General features: G+C 74.1%; 10 protein-coding genes. 5 read left to right on the forward strand and 5 right to left on the reverse strand.

Going from position 1 to position 19,219, the window contains the following annotated elements:
* Positions 1-7 precede the first annotated feature (7 nt).
* The gene (locus ACTMTI_RS24280) at positions 8-1,879 is read left to right on the forward strand and encodes a methyltransferase (protein WP_441122790.1); all 1,872 of its coding nucleotides are present in this window, start codon (positions 8-10) and stop codon (positions 1,877-1,879) included.
* 23 nt (positions 1,880-1,902) lie between these two features.
* Here the strand turns inward: ACTMTI_RS24280 and ACTMTI_RS24285 are convergent, their stop codons facing one another.
* The 4 genes from ACTMTI_RS24285 to ACTMTI_RS24300 form a co-directional block, all read right to left on the reverse strand.
* Positions 1,903-3,045: a Gfo/Idh/MocA family oxidoreductase gene (locus ACTMTI_RS24285; RefSeq protein ID WP_441122791.1), complete on the reverse strand. Its 1,143-nt coding sequence runs from the start codon at positions 3,043-3,045 to the stop codon at positions 1,903-1,905.
* Positions 3,042-4,262, reverse strand: coding sequence for a saccharopine dehydrogenase NADP-binding domain-containing protein (locus ACTMTI_RS24290; protein WP_441122792.1), 1,221 nt, complete (start codon positions 4,260-4,262; stop codon positions 3,042-3,044). Before ACTMTI_RS24290 ends, ACTMTI_RS24285 begins: the two co-directional genes overlap by 4 nt.
* Positions 4,259-12,004, reverse strand: a complete 7,746-nt coding sequence (locus ACTMTI_RS24295; protein WP_441122793.1) for an amino acid adenylation domain-containing protein — start codon at positions 12,002-12,004, stop codon at positions 4,259-4,261. The genes ACTMTI_RS24290 and ACTMTI_RS24295 overlap by 4 nt, the downstream gene beginning before the upstream one ends.
* 81 nt (positions 12,005-12,085) lie before the next feature.
* Positions 12,086-12,820, reverse strand: coding sequence for a thioesterase II family protein (locus ACTMTI_RS24300; protein ID WP_441122794.1), 735 nt, complete (start codon positions 12,818-12,820; stop codon positions 12,086-12,088).
* A 269-nt stretch (positions 12,821-13,089) separates the two neighbouring features.
* Here ACTMTI_RS24300 and ACTMTI_RS24305 point away from each other — a divergent pair, with 269 nt between their 5' ends.
* Genes ACTMTI_RS24305 through ACTMTI_RS24320 form a run of 4 tightly spaced genes read left to right on the forward strand, consistent with a single transcriptional unit; the run spans position 13,090 to position 18,168 of the window.
* On the forward strand, positions 13,090-14,649 hold the full coding sequence (locus ACTMTI_RS24305) for an ABC transporter substrate-binding protein (protein WP_441122795.1): 1,560 nt from the start codon (positions 13,090-13,092) through the stop codon (positions 14,647-14,649).
* Positions 14,646-15,617 carry an ABC transporter permease gene (locus tag ACTMTI_RS24310; protein WP_441122796.1) on the forward strand — a complete coding sequence of 324 codons (972 nt, stop codon included), beginning with the start codon at positions 14,646-14,648 and terminating at the stop codon, positions 15,615-15,617. The genes ACTMTI_RS24305 and ACTMTI_RS24310 overlap by 4 nt, the downstream gene beginning before the upstream one ends.
* The gene (locus tag ACTMTI_RS24315; protein WP_441122797.1) at positions 15,614-16,426 is read left to right on the forward strand and encodes an ABC transporter permease; all 813 of its coding nucleotides are present in this window, start codon (positions 15,614-15,616) and stop codon (positions 16,424-16,426) included. The genes ACTMTI_RS24310 and ACTMTI_RS24315 overlap by 4 nt, the downstream gene beginning before the upstream one ends.
* Positions 16,423-18,168, forward strand: coding sequence for an ABC transporter ATP-binding protein (locus ACTMTI_RS24320; protein ID WP_441122798.1), 1,746 nt, complete (start codon positions 16,423-16,425; stop codon positions 18,166-18,168). The genes ACTMTI_RS24315 and ACTMTI_RS24320 overlap by 4 nt, the downstream gene beginning before the upstream one ends.
* Before the next feature lie 83 nt (positions 18,169-18,251).
* On the opposite strand, the gene ACTMTI_RS24325 is transcribed toward ACTMTI_RS24320, so the two are convergent.
* Positions 18,252-19,208: a DMT family transporter gene (locus ACTMTI_RS24325; protein ID WP_441122799.1), complete on the reverse strand. Its 957-nt coding sequence runs from the start codon at positions 19,206-19,208 to the stop codon at positions 18,252-18,254.
* Positions 19,209-19,219: the final 11 nt, after the last annotated feature.

The following is a 19,219-nucleotide window of genomic DNA, read 5'->3' on the forward strand; positions in this document are numbered from 1 at the left end:
CGTCAGCATGTCTTTTGTCGCGTCGCTGGTGAATTCTCTGCGGAAAGCGGGCGGCGGCCCGGTGGTGCTCGACGGCGAAGGCGAGACGTCCGGCGAGGCGCTGCTGCGCTCGTCCTGCCGGCTCGCCCGGCTGCTGCGCTCCCGGGGCGCGGGTCCCGGCGTGACCGTCGTCTGGTCCGGAGGCGAGAGCCCTGGGATCCTCCACGCCCGGATCGCGGCGCTTCTGCTCGGCGGCGGCTTCCGTACCGGCATTGCCGGCGGTGGCGAGGTGCCGGTGGACGCCGCGGCTTTCGCCCAGGCGGACAACGAGGCCGCCGATCCGGCCGGCCTCCCCGGCCCGGACGGCCACGCCGATGCGGCGCTCGGGGAGCGGCTGGCGGCCTGGCAGCGCGCGCTCGGGGACGTCCCCGAGCGGCACAGCGTGCTCTGCCCGCTCGGCGGGCTCGGCGATGAGGCGGCGCTCGCGACCCTGCTGGCGGGCGGGACCGTCGTGTACGCCGACCCCGCCGCCCATCCGGCCCGCATCCTGGCCGCTCTCGAGCGGACCCGCTCCACCCACGTCAGCCTGCCGTCGAGCCTGCTGTGGAAACTGGTCCAGGAGCCCTCGGCCGCTATGACCGACCTGTCGGCCCTGCGGCGGGTGGTCCACGTCGGCCCGGAGCCGCGTCAGGACCTGGTGGACACCGCGATCGCGCTCCTCGGGCCGATCCTGGCGCACGTCGAGGAGGGGCAGCCGGACGGTGCCCATGGCGTGACGGCGGAGGAGCTGGTCCGCGTGGCGCGGGCCGCCGCGGAGGCGCGCACCGGTGAGTTCGCCGCCGACGAGGTCCGCTCGTTCGTCACGCTGCTCGACGAGGCGGTCCTGGCGTCCATGGTGTGCTCGCTGCAGCGGCACGGCGTGCTGCGCGACCCGGAGCGCCGCCACCCGGTCGCCGAGATCCTGTCGGCCGCGCGGGTGGCGCCCGAGCACCACGGGCTGATCGCGCGCTGGCTGCAGGTGCTGGCCGAGCGCGGGCGGCTCGCCCGCGACGGTGACGGCTACCTGGGGATCGCCCCTGTCGAGGAGCGGGCCGTCGGCCGTGCCTGGGACCTGGCCCGGCAGGCGTGGACGGCGCGGCTGGGGTCCGCGGAGTTCATCGACTACCTGCGGCACAACGCGCAGCGGCTGCCGGAGCTGATGACCGGCGAACTGCGGGCCGTGCTGCTGCTGTTCCCCGAAGGGCGCACCGACATCGCCGACGCGGTGTACCGCGACACCGTGACCGCGCGCTACCTCAACGCCGCGGTGGGCGCGGCCGTGCACGCGCTCGCGCAGGCCCGCCGGGACGTGCCGCTGCGGGTCCTGGAAGTCGGCGCAGGCACGGGGGCGACGACGGACGCAGTGGTCCAGGCGCTGGGTGGAGCCGCCCCGGTGCCGGTCGACTACCTGTTCACCGACGTCTCCAACTTCTTCCTCACCGCGGCCCGGCCGCGGCTGGCCGCCTGCCCCTGGATGCGCTTCGGGCTGTTCGACATCGATCGCGACCCCGCCGAGCAGGGCTTCAGCGGGGACTCGTACGACGTCGTGATCGCGGCGGGCGTGCTCAACAACGCCCGCGACACCGACGCGACGATCCGGGCGCTGATGGGGCTGCTCGTGAGCGGCGGCTGGCTGCTGATCACCGAGCCCACCAGGGAGCATCTGGAGATCCTCGCCTCGCAGGCGTTCATGATGACCCCGGCCGAGGACGCCCGGCTGGCGTCCGGCGCCACGTTCCTGTCGCTGCGCCAGTGGCTCGACGTGCTCGACGGGGCGGGCGCCGAGCGCGTCGCGGTGCTGCCGGGTGAGGACCACCCGCTCGCGCCCCTCGGCCAGCGCCTGTTCGTGGCGCGGGCCTGAGCCCAGCGGTGTCGGCCGGGCCATCAGCGCACCCCGCTCTCTACGCCGTGCGCCTCGGCCTCCACGCCGGCCACCGCGGCCACCAGGTCCTCGACGTTCAGCGGCCGGTGCACGCGCCGGGGCCGCAGGGCCGGGTAGCCCAGCTGTGCCGTCGTGTCCTGCCACATTCGGGACAGCGTCAGGTGGAGTTGCTCGGTCCGGGCCGCGGCACCGGTCCTGTCGCCCGTGATCGCGTCGCGCAGCGCGAGCAGGTCGCGGCCGATCGCGGCCGGCCAGATCTCGGCGAGAATGCTCCGGTAGCTGGGCGGCGCCTGCGGTCCGAGCACAGTGGTGCTGGGCTCGCCCAGGTGCGCCGTCCGCTCTCCGGTGAAGTCGAAGGCGTTCTTGACCACGTCCGGGATGTGCAGCCGAGGGCTCCATGTGACGGGGCCGTGGGTGTCGGTGAGCGTGAGGGCTCCGCCCTCGGTGCCGATCGTGATCCGGTGCAGCAGGTGGAGGTGGTTGTCCGGATCTACCGGGTCGACCTCGTTCTGCACGCGCATGGTCAGCGGCACGCCACCGATGGCTCCGGTGAGCGTGGTGAACGGCTCCTCGCCGATGCCGGGCGCCGCGGCGATCCGCCACGGCCGCAGCACGCCCAGCGCCTCGGCGAGGATGTGGACCAGCGGGAAGGCGACCTGGACGGAGCATGCCGCGTCCACGTAGAGCGGAGCCTGCCGGTCGAGCAGCGCCCGCGTGGCGGCGATGAACCGGCGCACGGCGGGCAACCGCACGTAGAGGTCGCCCAGCCGATAGGTCACCCCGCGGCGCCGCGCCTCGCGCAGGCACGCGGCGAGATCGTCGTGGTGCACCGGCTGTTCCTGCAGGACGTGGACGCCCCGCCCGAGCAGCGTACGGGCCAGTTCGCTGCCCGCCCCGCCCATCATCCCCGACCGCACCACCACACAGGCCACGTCCACATCCGCGGGAAGCGCCCCGGGGTCGGTGTACAGCGGCACCCCGGCCCTGCGGGCGCACGCGACCGAGCGCTCGCTCCCTCTGGCGAGCACGCCGACGACCTCGAACGCGTCGGCGAGCCCGGCGAGGGCGGCCAGGTAGAACTGTCCGAACGTGCTGCCGCACACCACCACCCGCAGGCGCCGCCCCACATCGGCCGCGAGGCTCACAGCGCCCCCTCCTCGACCGTCGAAAGCTCCTCGATCGCGGCGTCCACCACGACCAGGCCGGCCACCCCGCCGGACCCGGGCGCATCCGACGCCGCACCGGGCACGTCGAATCCCGCCGCGGATCCCGGCCCAGTGGACAGGACGGACATGGCCCGCAGGCGATCCATGGCGGTCACCGGGTCGAGCGCTGTCGCCGCGTGGTGCGCGCCCGGTGGGATCTCGCCGTGCAGCACGGCGAGAGCGGCCGCGGCGGTGACGGCGCCGGTGAGCTCGGAGATGCCCGTGCCGCGCAACACCGCCGTGCGGCTGGTCCGGCCGTCGGGCGGCCCGCTGTCGAGCTGCGCCAGGAACGTCACGTACGGGGTGCGCCCCGCGACGTCGAGCGCCGTCGCCCGGCACAGCTCCGCCACCGCCTCGGCGCCGGGCAGGCCGCGGGCCCGGTCGAGCGCGGCGGCCAGGTGGCGGCCGTCCAGCACGCTGTACCAGCTTCCGCGGCCGAGCCCCAGGTCCCGTGCGACCCGCTCGCACTCGGCGTCGAGGTACGGCAGCGCCGACACCTCGCCGGAGAAGAACGGCAGCCGCACGCCCGTACGCCGGGTGAGCGCCCTGGCCTGGACGCGGCCGTCCCGCCAGGCACCGCCGGGAACGTTGTCCAGGTGGAGGACGCCGTGCAGGTAGTCCTCGGCGCCGGCCGCGGTGAACCGGTCGAGCACCCCGGCATAGACGGTCAGCTCGCGTGCGGGGCCGTCACCGGACGCGGCGAGCCACCTGGGGAGCAGTCCGGACAGACCGGGCAACGCACCGGCGAAGAACACCGTGCGGCGATCGGGGTACGCCGCAACCGCGCGCGTCAGCCGCTCCACCGTGTGCTCGCCGCCCCCGGCGTCGACGTAGTCGGCACCCGCGCCGAGGGCGGCCAGGGCCACCGACTCGGAGATCCGGTGCGACGGCCCGGCGCAGTTGACCACTAGCGCGCAGTCGCGCACGAACGCCGCCAGCGACCGGCCGTCGGCCACGTCGACCTCGGCCGCCTCCACGTCCCCTGACGCCTCGGCGGGTTCCACGGCGCGCAGCTCGTCGTCGGCGAACCGCCGAGCCGCCCGCGGGTCACGGCCGCCGACGCGCAACGGCCAGAACCCACACCGGCGGATCAGCCTGGCGGCGTGCCCGCCCACCGATCCGTAGCCGCCGATGACCCCGACGACGCGCCCCGTCATATCGCCCCCTCCTCGACCTCGTCTCCGCCCACATCGACGGCGCCGTCCCCGGCCGCGCCCACGCCCCCGGCCGTGCCCTCGGCCATGTCCTGGGGTGACGGTCCGGCCACGAGTCCCGCTGTGAGCTCGGCCGCGACCTCGGCGAGTGTCGGGGCGGCGAACAGGCGCCGCAGGGGGAGCGCGACGTCGAACCGCCGGCGGGCCGCCTCCAGGAAGCGCGTCGCGAGCAGGCTGTCGCCGCCCAGTTCGAAGAAGCTCTGATCGCGTCCGACGGCGGGCACGCCGAGCAGGTCCGTCCACATCGCCGCGACAGCCTGTTCGAGCTCGCCCTTAGGGGCCTCGGCCGGGTCGGCTCCGGCGTCCTGCCCGGCGGCCAGCCTGGCCAGGGCAGCACGGTCGACCTTGCCGTTGGGCGACAGCGGCAGCCGCGGCAGGATCTCGACCCGCTCGGGCACCATGTACGCGGGAAGCCGGGTGGCCGCGTACTCCCGGATCCGTGCCGTGTCCAGGTCGGTCGCGGTGGCCGGACGCCGCGCGCGCAGGACGTTCAGGAACGACGAGCCGACGGGATGGCAGGAGACGTCCCGCAGGCCGGCACGGGCGATCAGGCCGGCCCACTGTGCGCCGGACAGCATGGGGGTGCCCGCCTGGCGGCGTTCCCGGTCGAAGCCGGCGTAGCCGCCGTCGAGCAGACCCGCGGTCATCAGCGCGATCGGGGTCAGCTCGGTCCGTTCGACCGCGAGCAGCGTCCCGCCGCGCCTGGCCAGCAACGCGACCAGGGCGGGGCCGTGCGCCGGGTCCGGCTGCCGGTGCAGCACGTTGTAGGCCAGCACCACGTCGAAGCGGTGACGCAGTTCGTCCGGCACGTACTCGCCCGGCAGCCGGTGGCAGGCGGTGTGGTGCGGCAGCGCGGCCAGCCGCTCCCCCGCCGCGGCGACCATGGCGGCGGACGGGTCCAGCAGCGTGTAACGGACCTGGTCAGAGGAGAGCGCGCCCAGCAGGCGGGCCGCGATGCGGCCGTCCCGGCCGTCGATCTCGGCGACCTCCAGCGGCCGCCCAGCGGCCTCGGCGAGTTCCGCCAGCGCACCGGCCAGCTCGGCCAGCGCGGCGCCGCTCCCCGGATCGTTGTCCGACAGACTCGCCGGCGCCAGCACGTCGTCGTCGAGCACCACCGCCGGATCGACGTCACCGGACAGAATCCGCCGATAGTCGTCGAGCCGCTCGACCAGCCGCCGCCCCGCCCTCTCAACAAGCCGGGCATATCCCGCCACATCCGATCCGGCGCCGTCCCCTGTGCCCGCCTGCGCCGCGTACAGGGCACCCGTGTCGCCCTCCGGCCATGGGCCGTTCACGGCGGCGGCCAGTCGCGGTCCGGCTGCGAACGTGCCGTCTGCCTCGACCAGGATCTTGCGTTCGGCCAGCCAGCGGAGCCACAGGCGGACGACCGGGGCGGGGCGTTCGGCGAGGTCGAGCCGGGCGGCCAGGTCGGTGAACGACCAGGGCGCCGCGTCGGCGGACGGCAGGTCGAGAAGGCGGGTCAACACGGCCTCGACCGTCGCGGACTCGGTCTCCCGTGCCTGCGAGCGGAAGGCCAGGATGCCGGCGGAGGGTTCCGTGACGGTCGCCGGTTCCTCGTCGTCGTCCAAGGCGCCGGGGACCAAGGCCGCGACGAGGCGGCGGGCGCTTCCCTCGCCGGTCACGGCGGCGATCGCCGGGCCGGCCCCGGGGTAGTCCCGCAGGGTCGCCTCGATCTCGCCCAGTTCGATGCGGTGGCCGCGAATCTTCACCTGCTGGTCGGCGCGGCCCAGGAACTCCAGCGTGCCGTCCGGCCAGTACCGGCCGAGGTCCCCGGTGCGATACCAGCGCTCGCCGCCCCACTCGACGAACTGGCGGGCGGTGAGGTCGGGCGCGCCCCGGTATCCGGTGGCCACGCCGGCGCCGCCGATCCAGAGCTCGCCCGCCACCCAGTCCGGGCAGTCGCGCCCATGCCCGTCCACCACCCGGAAGCGTTGGTTGCGCAGCGGGCGGCCGTACGGCACCGAGCGCCATCCCGGCTCGACCTGGCGCACCTCGTGCGCATTCGACCAGATGGCGGCCTCGGTGGCGCCGCCCAGGGCGACGAACCGGCAGCCGGGGTACTGGGCTTCGACCCGTCCCGGCAAATCCAGGCCGACCCAGTCGCCCGACACCAGGGCGAGGCGAAGCGTACGCGGCGGCGCGGCCTCGCCGCCGACCGTCAGCAGCATGTCCAGCAGGGCCGGCACGGTGTTCCAGATCGTGACCTGGTGCGCGGCGACGACTTCGAGCCAGCGCCGCGCGTCCCCGCGCGCCTCCTCCTCGCAGACGACCACGGCGCCACCGGCCGACAGCAGCCCGAACACGTCGTACACCGACAGATCGAAGTCCAGTGCGGACACGGCCAGCACCCGGTCGTCCGGGCCGACGCCGAAGCGGTCGTTGACGTCCTCGACGGTGTTGAGCGCGGCCCGGTGAGTGATCTCGACACCCTTGGGGTCGCCCGTGGAGCCCGACGTGAAGATCACGTATGCGGGGTCGTCCGGCGAGACCTCCGCGAGCGCGGCGGGCGGCACGGCCGTCGCGTCCTCGACGTCGATCGGCTCCCAGCCGCCCGACCAGCCGGCCGCGGCCTGCCGTACACCATCGGTGACCACCAGCCGGACCCCTGCGAGGCGGCGGATCCGGTCGCGCCGGGCCTGGGGCTGGTCCACCCCGATCGGCACGTACGCGGCACCGGCGGCGAGCACCCCGAGCACGGCGACGACCTGGCCGGGGCCCTTGGGCAGGTGGACCGCCACCGGTTCGCCGCGCCGCACGCCGTGGCGGCCGAGCAGGGCCGCCAGCCGCAGCGCGCCTTCCGCCACCTCGCCGTACGTCATCGCCGAGTCGCCCGACAGCAGCGCGACGCGGTCCGGGCGGCGCGCGGCGTGCTCGAAGAAGGCGGTGTGCAGCAGGCCGTCCGGCAGGGGGCCCGCGGTCGCGTTGGCCGCGGCGCGGACCTCCCGCTGGCGCGCGGGCAGCAGGTCCGGCACCGGCCGCGCCCACTCCCCCTCGCCCAGCCACTCCAGCAGCCGCAGGTAGGCGCCGAACATCGCGGCCACGACGCCGTCGTGGAACAGCTCCTCCACCACGTCCCAGTTCACCGCGACGCCGCCGCCGGCCTCGACGACCTGGTGGTCGAGCCACACCTGCGGCGTCTGCGACACCCCGAAGACCTGCTCGCTGAACGGTCCGCCCGCGGGGGCGGCGGTGCCGCCGGGGACGCCGAGGGCGCTGGTGAAGACCACCGGCATGGACACCTCGGGCTCGCCGGTCAGCCTGGCCAGCTCGCGCAGCACCCAGACGGTGGAGACCTCCCGATGGTCGAGCGCCGCCCCCATCTGCTCCTGGACCCGCCGCACCCGCGCCGACCAGGTCTCCCCGGGCTCCGGCTGGTACGCGACCGGAGTCAGCGAGGTGAAGTCCCCGAGCACGTTGTTGACGTCGGGGTGCACCTCCTTGCGGTCGAAGAGGGTGACGTTGAGCGTGAGATCGGGGCGGGTGCTCCACCTGCCGAGCACCTCGGCGAAGGCGGCGAGCAGCACGGCGGACGCGGTGATCCCGTGCTCGCGGGCCCGCTCGTTGATCGTCTGCCAGCGCCGCGCGTCGATGCGGCCCTCGTACCGGGTGAAGTGCGGCCGCGTCACGTCGGCCGGGTCGGCGGCGAGCGGCAGCAGGGGCGCGGGCGGCAGCTCCGGAAGCCGCCCGGCCCAGTACCGCTGCGCGGCGGCCAGCGCCCGCGGCTCGGGGCGCGTGCCCAGCACGTAGTCCCGGAAGGACATGCTGGCAGGCGGCAGCTCGGCGTCCGGGTCGGCGTACAGCGCGCCGAGCTCGGCGTAGAAGATCAGGATGCTGAGCGCGTCGAGCACGATGTTGTCGATGCCGATGGCCAGCCGGGTGCGCTCGCCCGAACGTACCGCCCCGATCGAGAACAGCGGCCAGACCGAGGGGTCGAACACCCGGTGGGAGGCGGTGCGGCGCAGCTCGTCGCGGGCCGCCTCGCCGTCGTCGCCCGCGTCCACGACGGAGATCGTGAACCTGGGCACCTCGGGCAGGATCCGCTGGTCTCCGTTCTCGTCGAAGACGGCGCGGAGCATCTCGTGCCGTCCGATCAGCGTGTTCACGGCGGCTTCCAGCCTGGTCACGTCGAGGTCCACGACGTCGTACTCGCGGTAGAAGTGGCAGCCGACGCCGCCGAGGGTGAATCCCTCTCTCCGGCCGAGCCAGTACGCGCGCTGCACCTCCGTCGGTCCGAAGGGCTCGTGGCGGTGCTCCGGGTCGGGGACCAGCGCGGCGGCCGGTCCTGCGGACTCGCCGAGCCGCAGCGTCGCGGCGAAGTCGGCCAGCGCGGGGCGGGCGAACAGCTCCGCGAGCGAGACACCGGACAGCCCCGCCGCCCGCAGCCGGCCGACCATGCGCGTGGCGAGCAGCGAGTCGCCGCCGAGCCGGAAGAAGCCGTGCTCGCGGCCGACCTCGCCGACGTCGAGCAGCTCCGACCACACCGCGGCGACGCGCCGCTCCACCTCGCCGCGCGGCGGTGTGGCGGGCCCGGCGCCGGCCACGTCGCGGGCGAGGAGGAGCTCTCCCAGCGCCCTGCGGTCGACCTTGCCGTTCGGCGTCAACGGCAGCCGCTCCAGCACGGCTATCCGGTCCGGCACCATCGCCGCGGGAAGCCGCTCGGCCAGGTGGTCCCGTACCCGCGCGGCGTCCGGCCCCGCCTCGTCCGCCACGGTGACGGCGGCGGCCAGGCCCTTGGTCCCGGTCACGACCGCGACGGCTTGGGCGACGCCGGGGCAGGAGGTGAGGGCGGCTTCGATCTCGCCGAGCTCGATGCGGTGGCCGCGTACCTTGACCTGGTGGTCGGCGCGGCCGAGGAACTCCAGGCTGCCGTCGGGCCAGTAGCGGGCACGGTCCCCGGTGCGGTACCAGCGGACGCCGTCCAGTTCGAGGAACTTCTCCGCGGTGCGCGCGGGGTCGCCGCGGTAGCCGCGGGCGACTCCGGCTCCGCCGATCCACAGTTCGCCCGGCACCCAGTCGGGGCGGTCGCGGCCGAGCGGGTCGACGACCCGGCACGACACGTTGCGCAGGGGCGTGCCGTACGGCACCGAGGTCCACGTCGCGGGCACCGGCCCGGTGACCTCGCAGATCGTGGAGTGGATCGCGGTCTCGGTCGTTCCGCCGAGCGCAGTGAAACGACAGTGGGGGGCGCGGCGGGCCAGCCGGCCGGGCAGGTCAAGGGTCACCCAGTCGCCGCCGAGCAGCACCACCCGCAGCGCCTCGGCCTGGACACCGGCGTCGTCGGCCGCGGTCAGCATCATGTCCAGGAGGGCCGGCACGCAGTTGAGCACGGTCACGCGGTGCCGCCGCAGCAGCTCCACCCAGGCGGCCGCGTCGCGGCGCCGCGGCTCGTCGACGCAGACGACCGCGCCGCCGGCTGAGAGCGGTCCGAAGAGGTCGTACACCGACAGGTCGAAGTCCAGCGCGGAGACCGCCAGCGTGCGGTCGCCGGGGCCGACGCCGAAGCGGTCGTTGAGGTCGTCGACGGTGTTCATCGCCGCCGCGTGGGTGATCTCCACGCCCTTCGGCTCTCCGGTGGAGCCGGAGGTGTAGATCACGTACGCCAGGTCGGTGTCGTCGCCGGCGACCGGCTCGGCCAGCGGCGCCGCCCGCGCCGGCTCGTCGGGCTCGTCCAGCACCAGCCGTACCCCCGCCTGCCGCAGGATCCGCTCCCGCCGCAGGACGGGCTGGTCCACGCCGAGCGGCAGATAGGCCGCGCCCGCGGCGAGCACCCCGAGCACGGCCGCGACCTGGCCGGGCCCCTTGGGGAGGCTGACGGCGACGAGGTCCCCGCGGCGGACGCCGCGCTCGCGCAGGTGGCCGGCGACGCGCAGGGCGCGCCCGGCGAGTTCACCGTACGTGGTGACGCTCTCCTGCCCCCACAGCAGCGCGGGAGCGTCCGGGGCGGTGCGCGCGCGGGCGAAGAAGCCCTGGTGCAGGCAGGCGCCGGTGCGGGGGCCGGCGGTGTCGTTGGCGGCCGCCCGCGCCTTCAGCTGTCCCGGTGCGAGGAGTGGCGGAACCGGCGCGGACCAGGCCTCCGGAGCGGCCAGCAGCCGTTCGATCAGCCCGGTGCAGGCGTCGAACATCGCGTCGAGCACGCCGGGGGCGAAGGCGTCCTCGCGGGCGTCCCAGTTGACGAGGACGCCGCCGTTGAGCTCGGTGACCTGCGCGTCCAGCCACACCTGCGGCCCCTGGGAGATGATCCAGGACGGCTCGCCGAAGTGCGCGCGCACGTCGGCGGAGAACAGCTCGCCGAGGCCGAGGGCGGAGGTGTACACGACGGGTGCGAGCACCTGTTCGCCGTGCAGCCGGGACAGGTCACGCAGCACCTCGACGCCGGAATAGGACGAGTGCGCGGCGTCGGCGTGGAACCGTCGCTGCAGGCGGGCGGCCCGCTCGGCGAGCGAGCCGGGGGCGGCGCCGTCCCACTCCAGCAGCACCGACGAGGTGAAGTCGCCGACCAGCGACGCGACGTCGGCATGCGACTGGTCCCTGTCGAAGAGCGGCAGGTTGAGCAGGAAGGCGGGCTCGTCGCTCCACGCGGTCAGGGTCTCGGCGAACACGGCCGCCATTGCCATCGCGGGGGTGAGCCCGTGCGGCCGGCACATCTGCTCGAAGCGGCGCATCCTGTCCGCGTCCAGCCAGTGATGGCGGCGGACCACCGTCGTGGCGCCGATCTCGGCGTCGTGCGAGGCGACGGGCAACCGCGGGGCGGCCGGCAGCCCGGCCAGGCGGTCCCGCCAGTACTCCTGGTCCCGCCGCAGCGCCTCGGCGCGTGCCGGGGCGGACCGGGCGGCGGCGCGGTCGGCGAGGTAGCGCGGGTAGCTGTAGGCCGGCGGGGGCAGCGGGTCGTCCGGCCGGTCGTAGAGGCGGGCGAGGTCGCCGAGCAGCACCCGCAGGCTCTGCGCGTCGGCGGCGATCATGTCCAGGTTGACGTGCACGCGGGTCCCGCCCGCGCGGATCTCGCCGGGCAGCAGCGACAACTGGACGTCGAAGACCTCACCGGACCCGATGTCCATCGTCCGGTGCGACAGGCGGCGCCGCAGCTCCAGCAGCTCGCGCTCGGCCTCGTCGGCGGGCAGCGCGCGCAGGTCGTGCACCCGCAGGCCCGGCCAGGGGCTCTGGGACAGGATGCGCTGACGGCCGTCGTCGAGGATCTGCGCGCGCAGCATGCCGTGCCGGGCGATGACGGCGCGCACGGCGGTTTCCAGCCGCGCCGGATCGAGGTGCTCGCCGTCGAACTCGTTGTAGAAGTGGGCGGCCACGCCGCCGAGCCGCTGCCCGTGCGCGCGCCCGACCCAGTAGGCGTGCTGCATGAGCGCCAGCTCGAAAGGCTCGGAGCCGTCGCTCTCACCGGACTGCGCGGGCTCGCCGCTCGCGTCCATCCCGGCCTGCTGTAAGGCGAGCAGGTCTCGCCACGCCGACAGGGTGGGTTCCGCGGCGAGGTCGGCGAATCCGATCTCCAGCCCCGACCGCCGCCACCTCCCGGCGAGCCGCATCATGGCGATCGAGTCCATGCCGAGCTGGATGAGGTTGGCGTGGTCGTCCAGTTGATCGGCGGGCAGTTCCAGCACGGCCGCGATGGCCTCTCGCAGTTCGGCCTCCGCCGTTGTGACCTGCTGACTCACCGTTGTCCCCCATTCGTCGCATGACAAAGCCGTCCCCTGGTCCCAGGGGATCCGGGCAGGTGTCCGGTTGGATGCGCGTCTCTAGTCGGCGTACGCGTCGCTCATGAGCTCGCTCGCGAGCAGCGCGAGCAGCGTCTGCCGCTGCGGAATCAGATAGAAGTGGTCGCCGGGTAGCTCGCGCAGCGCGAACCGGTGGCCGGTGTGCACCCGCCACCGTTCGGCCTGCGCGGAGGTGACCTCGGGGTCGTCCCGCCCGATCAGCGCGGTGATCGGGCAGCCGAGGTGGGGGCCGGGCCGGTGGCGGTAGGTCTCGGCCAGGCGGAAGTCGGCGCGGATGGCGGGCACGAAAACCGACCGCGGCTCGGGTTCGCGCAGCAGCGTCCCGTCCGTGCCGCCCAGCCGGACGAGTTCGTCGATGACGGCGTCGTCATCGCGTAGGTGCACGTCCCCGGGCACCGTCTCGGCCGGTGCGTGACGGGCGGAGGCGAACAGGTGCACGGCGTCACCCAGGAGCCTGGCGACCTCATAGGCCACGACGGCGCCCAGGCTGTGCCCGAACAGCGCGATCGGGCGGTCCGACAGCGGACGCAGGTCGGCCGCGATGTCCCCGGCCAGGTGGTCCATGTCGCCGGCGCAGGGCTCGGTGATGCGGTCCTCGTGCCCTGGGTACTGCACCGCCCACACCTCGACGTCGGCGGGCAGGCCGACCGGCCACGACCGGAAGAAGCTGGCGGCGCCGCCGGCGTGCGGGAAGCAGACCAGCCGCACTCTGGGGGCGTAGCGCCGGGTGAAGCATCGCAGTGATCGAAGATTCATGCGGATCCACGCTCGTCCAACCACGGACGGCAACCCGTACAGCTCACCACTCGCTCCCTTTGTACAACGTTAAAGCATTGATTCTCATTTTCATGCGGGCCTGGACTAAACGGTAACAACCGGGATATCAGTCTGCCTAGACGTCCTTGTCCGCCAATCAAGTGATTAGGTTAGGCTTACCTTGTTTTCGGGCATTCCACAACCATGCTCGGCACGCTAGACTATGAAAATCATTTTCACAACCTTGGGTTGCAGCCTGGAGGTCATGCATGTCGCACACCCGTCGTGACCTGTTGCGGTCGGCCGGATGGAGTCTCGGGCTCGCCGGCGTCGGCGCGCTGCTCGGTGGCTGCGCCCCCAGCACGAGCGCGACACCCCGCCCCGTCCTGCAGAGCACGCCGTCCACGCCCCGCCGGGGCGGCCAGTTCCGGGCGGTGCTCACCGGAGGAGGCGCGGCCGAGTCGCTGGACCCGTTCGGGGGCGGCGCGCCGAGCGACTTCATCCGCAACGACGTGATCTACGACTCCCTGTTCTCGCTGGTCGACGGCAGGGCGGCCCCGGCGCTCGCGCTGACGGCGGAACCCGCCTCCGACGGGCGCTCGTTCGTGCTGCGCCTGCGCGAGGGGGTGCGGTGGCACGACGGCTCGCCGTTCACCGCCGCGGACGTCGCCTACAGCCTGCGCTACATGACCTCGCCCGAGCGGCCCTACCCGAACGAACTCCAGCTCTACGTGGACACGGGCGGCGTCAAGGTCGTGGACGACCGTACGGTCCGGGTGCCGGCGCGACAGCCCGTCGGCGATCCGGCACTCATGCTGGCCTCGTTCCCCGGAAAGATCATCAAGGACGGCGCCCGCTCGTTCTCGGCGGCCGACGCCGTGGGCACCGGGCCGTACCAGGTAGAGGCGTTCGAGGCCGGACGCCAGACCAGGCTGCGCCGGTTCGACGGACACTGGGGCGGCGCGCCCAACGCCGACACCCTCGTCCTGTCGAGCCTGACCGACCCCCAGGCGAAGGTGAACGCCGTGCTCACCGGCCAGGCCGACTACGCGGTGGACATCCCGTTCAGCATCGCGAGGGCCGGCACCGGCAGCGCCGAGCTGGAGATCCGCCAGGCCGGGGAGGGCAACCGGGTGGGATTCGGGTTCATACTCAACGCGACCCGCCCTCCGTTCGACGACCCTCGGGCCCGCCGCGCCGTACGGCTGGCCGTGGACCGGAAGGCCCTGGTCGACACCGTGCTGCTCGGGTACGGCGAGCCCGGCAACGACCTGTTCGGCGCGGGAAGCGAATACTTCAGCGACCGAGAGCCGCCCGCCCGCGACGTCGACCAGGCGAGGAGGCTGTTAAGGGAGGCTGGGGCCGAAGGGGCGCAGGTCACCATCCGGTCGTCGGAGTACGAGGCCGGATACAACGCCTCCACCCAGCTGTTCGCCGAGCAACTGCGCGAAGTCGGCCTGAACGTGCGCCCCGACATCGTCGGCATGCAGAACTTCTTCGACGTCAAGGCCCTGGCCGAAGCCAACGGCATCGCCTTCTCCATCGGCGCGATCCCCCTCATGGTGATCTACGGTCGCCTGGCCGCCTACCCGTCGCTGGCCCTTCCCGCCCCCCGGCTGCGGTCCGCCTTCGCCAAGGCCTTCGGCAGCACCGACGCGGCCCAGCGGAAGCGCTCGTGGACCGAGGTGCAGGACGTGATGGCGGAGGAAGGCAACTGCGTGGTGTGGGGCTTGGCCGACACACTCTCAGTGGCCAGGAAGAACGTCGCGGGCGTCGAGACGCGGGGCCTGGCGAAATATCCGTATCTCGGCAAGGCGGGGCTCGCGTGAGCCTCGCCCCTCCCGCTGTCGTGCGCCACGTGCTCGGCAGGCTCGCCGCCAGCGCAGGGCTGCTGGCCCTGCTCTCCATCGCGGTCTTCGTCGGCGTCGACCTGCTCCCGGGGGATCCGGTGACCAGCAGGCTCGGCCCGACGGCCGGCCCGGAGCGGATCGCGGAGCTCAGGGCGCACCTCGGCCTGGACCGCCCGGTGCTGTCCCGGTACGCCGAGTGGATGGCCGGCCTGACGCGCGGTGACTTCGGGCGATCCACGACCGGGCAGCCGGTGACGGCGATGCTGGCCGACCGGGTGGGGAACTCCGCGCTGCTCGCCGGGCTCACCGCCGCCGTCCTCGTCCCCGCCTCCCTCGGGCTCGGCCTGCTGGCCGGTACGCGCAGCGGCGGCGCGGCCGACCGGATCGTGTCGGGCGGGGCGCTGCTGCTGGTGTCGCTCCCGGAGTTCGTCGTGGCGGGCGCGCTGGTGGTGCTGTTCGCCGTCACCTGGCGGCTGCTGCCCGCGGTCGCGATCATTCCAGCGGGGTCGCATCCGCTCGCCCACCCCGAGGTGCTCGTCCTGCCGGTGGCCAGCCTGCTGCTGGTCGGGCTCGCGTACGCCACCAGGGTGATCAGGGCGGCGGCCGCCGCGGCGATGCGGGCGCCGCACGTCGAGTTCCTGTGGCTGTCGGGCGCCTCCAGGGCGGCCGTGCTGCGCACCGCCGTGCTGCCCGCCGTGCTCCCGGTCGCCGTGCAAGCCTGGCTGGTCACCGGGGTCGGGCTGGTCGGCGGCGCGGTGCTGGTGGAGAAGGTCTTCGGTTACCCGGGCATCGGAGAGCTGCTGGTCTCGGGCGTGCAGAGCGGCGACCTGCCTGTGGTGCAGGCGCTGGTGCTGATCCTCGGTGCGGCGATGCTCCTCGCGTTGCTGCTCGCCGACGTCGCGGTGCGGCTGCTGACGCCGCGCCTGCGCACCCGGGACATCTCATGACCGGCACGCTGCGGCGCATGGTGAAGATCGCCGGAATCGCCCTGTTCGCTCTGGTGGCTCTGGTGATCCTGCTGGGGCCGGAGCTGGCCCCGTACTCCGCGACGAAACCGGTCGGCCCGCCGTACGCGGCCCCCGGCCAGGCCGGGCTGCTCGGCACCGACCACCTCGGCCGCGACGTCGCCAGCCGCATGCTGCACGGAGGCAGGCCGCTGGTGCTCACGGGCCTCGCCGCGGCGCTGGCCGGAACCGCACTCGGCGCGTCCGCCGGCCTGGTCGCCGCACTCGCCGGGCCGCGCGGACGGTGGCTGGAGCCGCTGCTGATGCGGCCGATGGACGCCGCCGCGGCGGTCCCGCCGATCCTGTTGCTGTTGCTCATCCTGACGGCCTTGCCGAACCGGGCCGGGCTGGTGCTCGCCGTCGCGACGGCGAGCGCGCCGCTGGCGGCGAGGGTGGCGCGGGCGGCCGCCGCGCAGGTGATCGGCCGGGCGCATCTGGACGCCGCGGTGGCGCGCGGCGAACGCTGGGGGTGGCTGCTGTTCCGGGAGGTGCTGCCGCTGGTCGGGGGCACGCTGCTGGCCGACGCCGGGATCCGGTTCGTCACCGCCGTCTATCTGGTGGCCGCCGCCGGGTTCCTCGGGCTGTCCACCTCGGACTCGGACTGGGGGCTGCTCATCGTGGAGGCGCTGCCAGGCGCGGCGCTGCAGCCGTGGGCGCTGCTGGCCCCCGTCCTCGGCGTCGCGGTCATCGCGGTGGCGGCGAACCTCGCCGCCGACGACCTGGCCCGCCGCAGCAGGGGGTTGCTCGCATGAGCGCGCTGGTGTCGGTCGACGAACTGCGGCTGCGCGCGAGCGGACGCCCGGTCATCGACGGGGTCAGCCTGACGATCCGCGACGGTGAGGCGGTCGGCGTCGTGGGAGCCTCCGGCTCGGGCAAGACCACCCTGGCACTGGCCGTGCTCGGCCATCTGCGCTCCGGGATCCGGCACACCGGCGGCCAGGTGCTGGTGAACGGTGTGCCCATGCTGCCGGCGCCTCCCGCCGGCCTGCGCGGTGGCGTCGTCTCGTACGTGGGCCAGGACCCCGGCACCGCGCTGAACCCCTACGCCAGGATCGGGGCGGCGCTGCTGACCGCCGCCGGGCGGCGGATCCCCCGGCGGGAGCGCGCCGCGCTCGTGGCGCGACTGCTCGAACGCGTGGCCCTGCCCGGCGACCCCGCCTTCGCCCGCCGGTATCCGCACCAGCTCTCCGGCGGGCAGCAGCAGCGGATCGTGCTCGCCGCGGCCCTCGCCCGCGAGCCCCGGCTGCTGGTGCTCGACGAGCCCACCACCGCGCTGGACCTGCGGGCGAAGTCCGAGGTCGTACGGGAGCTGCGCCGCCTGTGCGACAGCGGTGTCGCCCTGCTGTGGATCAGCCACGACCTGGACACGGTGGGCCCCCTGGTCGACCGGGTCGTGGTGGTCGACTCCGGCCGGATCGTCGAGGACGGCCCCGCCGACCGGGCACTGCGCGACCCCGACTCCGCAGCCGCACGCCAACTGATCCACGCGACCGTCCCCACGCTCGACCGCCACCGCGGCGGGCACCTCAGCGGAAACACCGGCGAACCCGCCGACAGGATTCCTGGCGGAGATGCCGGCGGACACTCCGGCATGAACCCCAGCGGAGATACCGGCGGCCCCGTCAACGGGCACTCTCGTGGACACTCCGGTATGAACCCCAACGAGCACTCCCCTGGGGCCGGCGGCGCGGCTGGTCCGGTTCTCGCTGTGCGCGGACTCACCGCCGGCTACGGGCAAGGCGGATCGCGCCGGATCGTGCTGAGCGGGATCGACCTGGACGTCCGGCACGGCGAGTGCCTCGCCGTGCTGGGCGCGTCCGGGATCGGCAAGACCACGCTGGCACGCTGCCTGGCGGGCCTGCATCGGCCCGACGAAGGGGAGGTGGCGCTGTTCGGCGCGCCGCTCGCGGGCGACGTCCGAAGGCGCACCGATCAGGAGCGGGCAGCGGTCCAGTTGGTCGCCCAGAACCCCGCCGACGCGCTGCACCCGCGGCAGGACGTGCGTACCGCGCTCGTGCGCCCGCTGCGGCGGTTGCGCGGCATGCGGCTCGGTGGCGAACTGGATGCGGAGGTGCGGCGGCTGCTCGACGCGGTGGGGCTGCCGGCGTCCCTCACCGGGCGGCTGCCGGGCGAGCTCTCCGGCGGGCAGCGCCAGCGGGTGGCGCTCGCCCGCGCCCTGGCGGCCCGGCCGGCCGTCTTGATCTGCGACGAGGTCACCTCCGCGCTGGACACCGTGACCCAGGCCGGTGTGCTGGGGCTGCTCGACGGGCTACGGGCCGACCTCGGCGTCGCCGTCGTGCTCATCACCCACGACGCCCATGTGGCCGCCGCGGTGTCGGACCGCCTGCTCGTGCTCGCCGACGGACGGGTCGCGAGGACCGGCCCGACGGGGGACCTGCTGCCGCGCGGCGTGCGGCCGGAGCTGCCGCTCGCCGAACTGCTCGGCCCGCCCGCCCGGGACGGCGGCGCCGTACCGGAGGGTCGCCCCACTTGACGCCTTCCTTCCACGCTGACAGCGGCAACCAGGGCGGCGCCGTCAGCGTGGAAGCGGCATGTGCTGGTCGATGTCCGGCAATGTCAGGACGTGATAGCGCGACGCCGCTTCGGGATCCTGCCTTGGGTGACAGCGAGGACGGCTCCGACGGAGAGCACGGCCGCTCCCACCGCCTGCACGGCTTCAAAGGACTCGTCCAGGAGCAGGGCGGAGCACGTGGTCCCGACGACGGGTACGAGGAACATCATGATGGACGCCGACGCGGGGCCCACGGCCTGAACGCCCCGGTAGTAGAGCAGGTTCGCCACCGCGGTCGGGCCGAGCGCCACGAAGACGACGTTCAGCCAGACGTAGGCGGGCACGTCGTGCCAGGCGACCTCGACGGCCGCCGGAGCGCTGTAGATTCCCAGCAGCACGGCCCCGCTCACCGTGGCGTACGTCGTCGCCCGAAGCGGCTCGATACCGGCAAGGACACGGCGGCCCAGCAGCGTGTACCCGGCCCAGCAGCCGGCACTGAGCAGGAACAGCAGATCGCCCGCGAGCCGGACCTGGCCTCCGCCCGCCGCTCCGCCCGAGCCCACGAAGAAGATCACGGCCCCGGCCGCCCCGCACGCCAACCCCGCCACCCGCGCCGCCGATGTCTTCTTCTGCCGCGTGACCAGCAGAAAGGCCGTGGTCAGCACGGGACTCATGACCGGGACGATGGTGCTCCCGTCGATCGCCGGCGCGAGCGACAGTCCCCAGAAGAACAGTAGGTTGTACACGAAGACGCCCAGCACACCCGCGCCGGCCGCCCTCGCCCAGTCCCGCGGTGACGACCGCCGGCGGCCACCGCCCTCACCGTCTCGCCGGGACAACCGCAGGGCGACCAGCAGCGCCAGAGCACCGCCACCGAAACGCAACACCGCGACCACGGGGTGGGGCAGGTGGTCGACGATCACCTTGGAACTGCTGAAGCCACTACCCCACAGCAGCATCGTCGTGGCCAGCAGCAGGTACGGCCGGGTCCCGACCGGACTGCCCGTTATCGTGCCTGCCATGGGAACACCTC

The sequence above is a fragment of the Nonomuraea sp. H19 genome (assembly GCF_052068215.1).
Lineage (GTDB): Bacteria > Actinomycetota > Actinomycetes > Streptosporangiales > Streptosporangiaceae > Nonomuraea.

Coding starts and splice junctions, on each gene's coding strand:
- ACTMTI_RS24300 (WP_441122794.1), bottom strand. CDS start 12,820: ATGAATCTTCGATCACTGCGATGCTTCACCCGGCGCTACGCCCCCAGA.
- ACTMTI_RS24315 (WP_441122797.1), top strand. CDS start 15,614: ATGACCGGCACGCTGCGGCGCATGGTGAAGATCGCCGGAATCGCCCTG.
- ACTMTI_RS24325 (WP_441122799.1), bottom strand. CDS start 19,208: ATGGCAGGCACGATAACGGGCAGTCCGGTCGGGACCCGGCCGTACCTG.
- ACTMTI_RS24280 (WP_441122790.1), top strand. CDS start 8: ATGTCTTTTGTCGCGTCGCTGGTGAATTCTCTGCGGAAAGCGGGCGGC.
- ACTMTI_RS24305 (WP_441122795.1), top strand. CDS start 13,090: ATGTCGCACACCCGTCGTGACCTGTTGCGGTCGGCCGGATGGAGTCTC.
- ACTMTI_RS24320 (WP_441122798.1), top strand. CDS start 16,423: ATGAGCGCGCTGGTGTCGGTCGACGAACTGCGGCTGCGCGCGAGCGGA.
- ACTMTI_RS24290 (WP_441122792.1), bottom strand. CDS start 4,262: ATGACGGGGCGCGTCGTCGGGGTCATCGGCGGCTACGGATCGGTGGGC.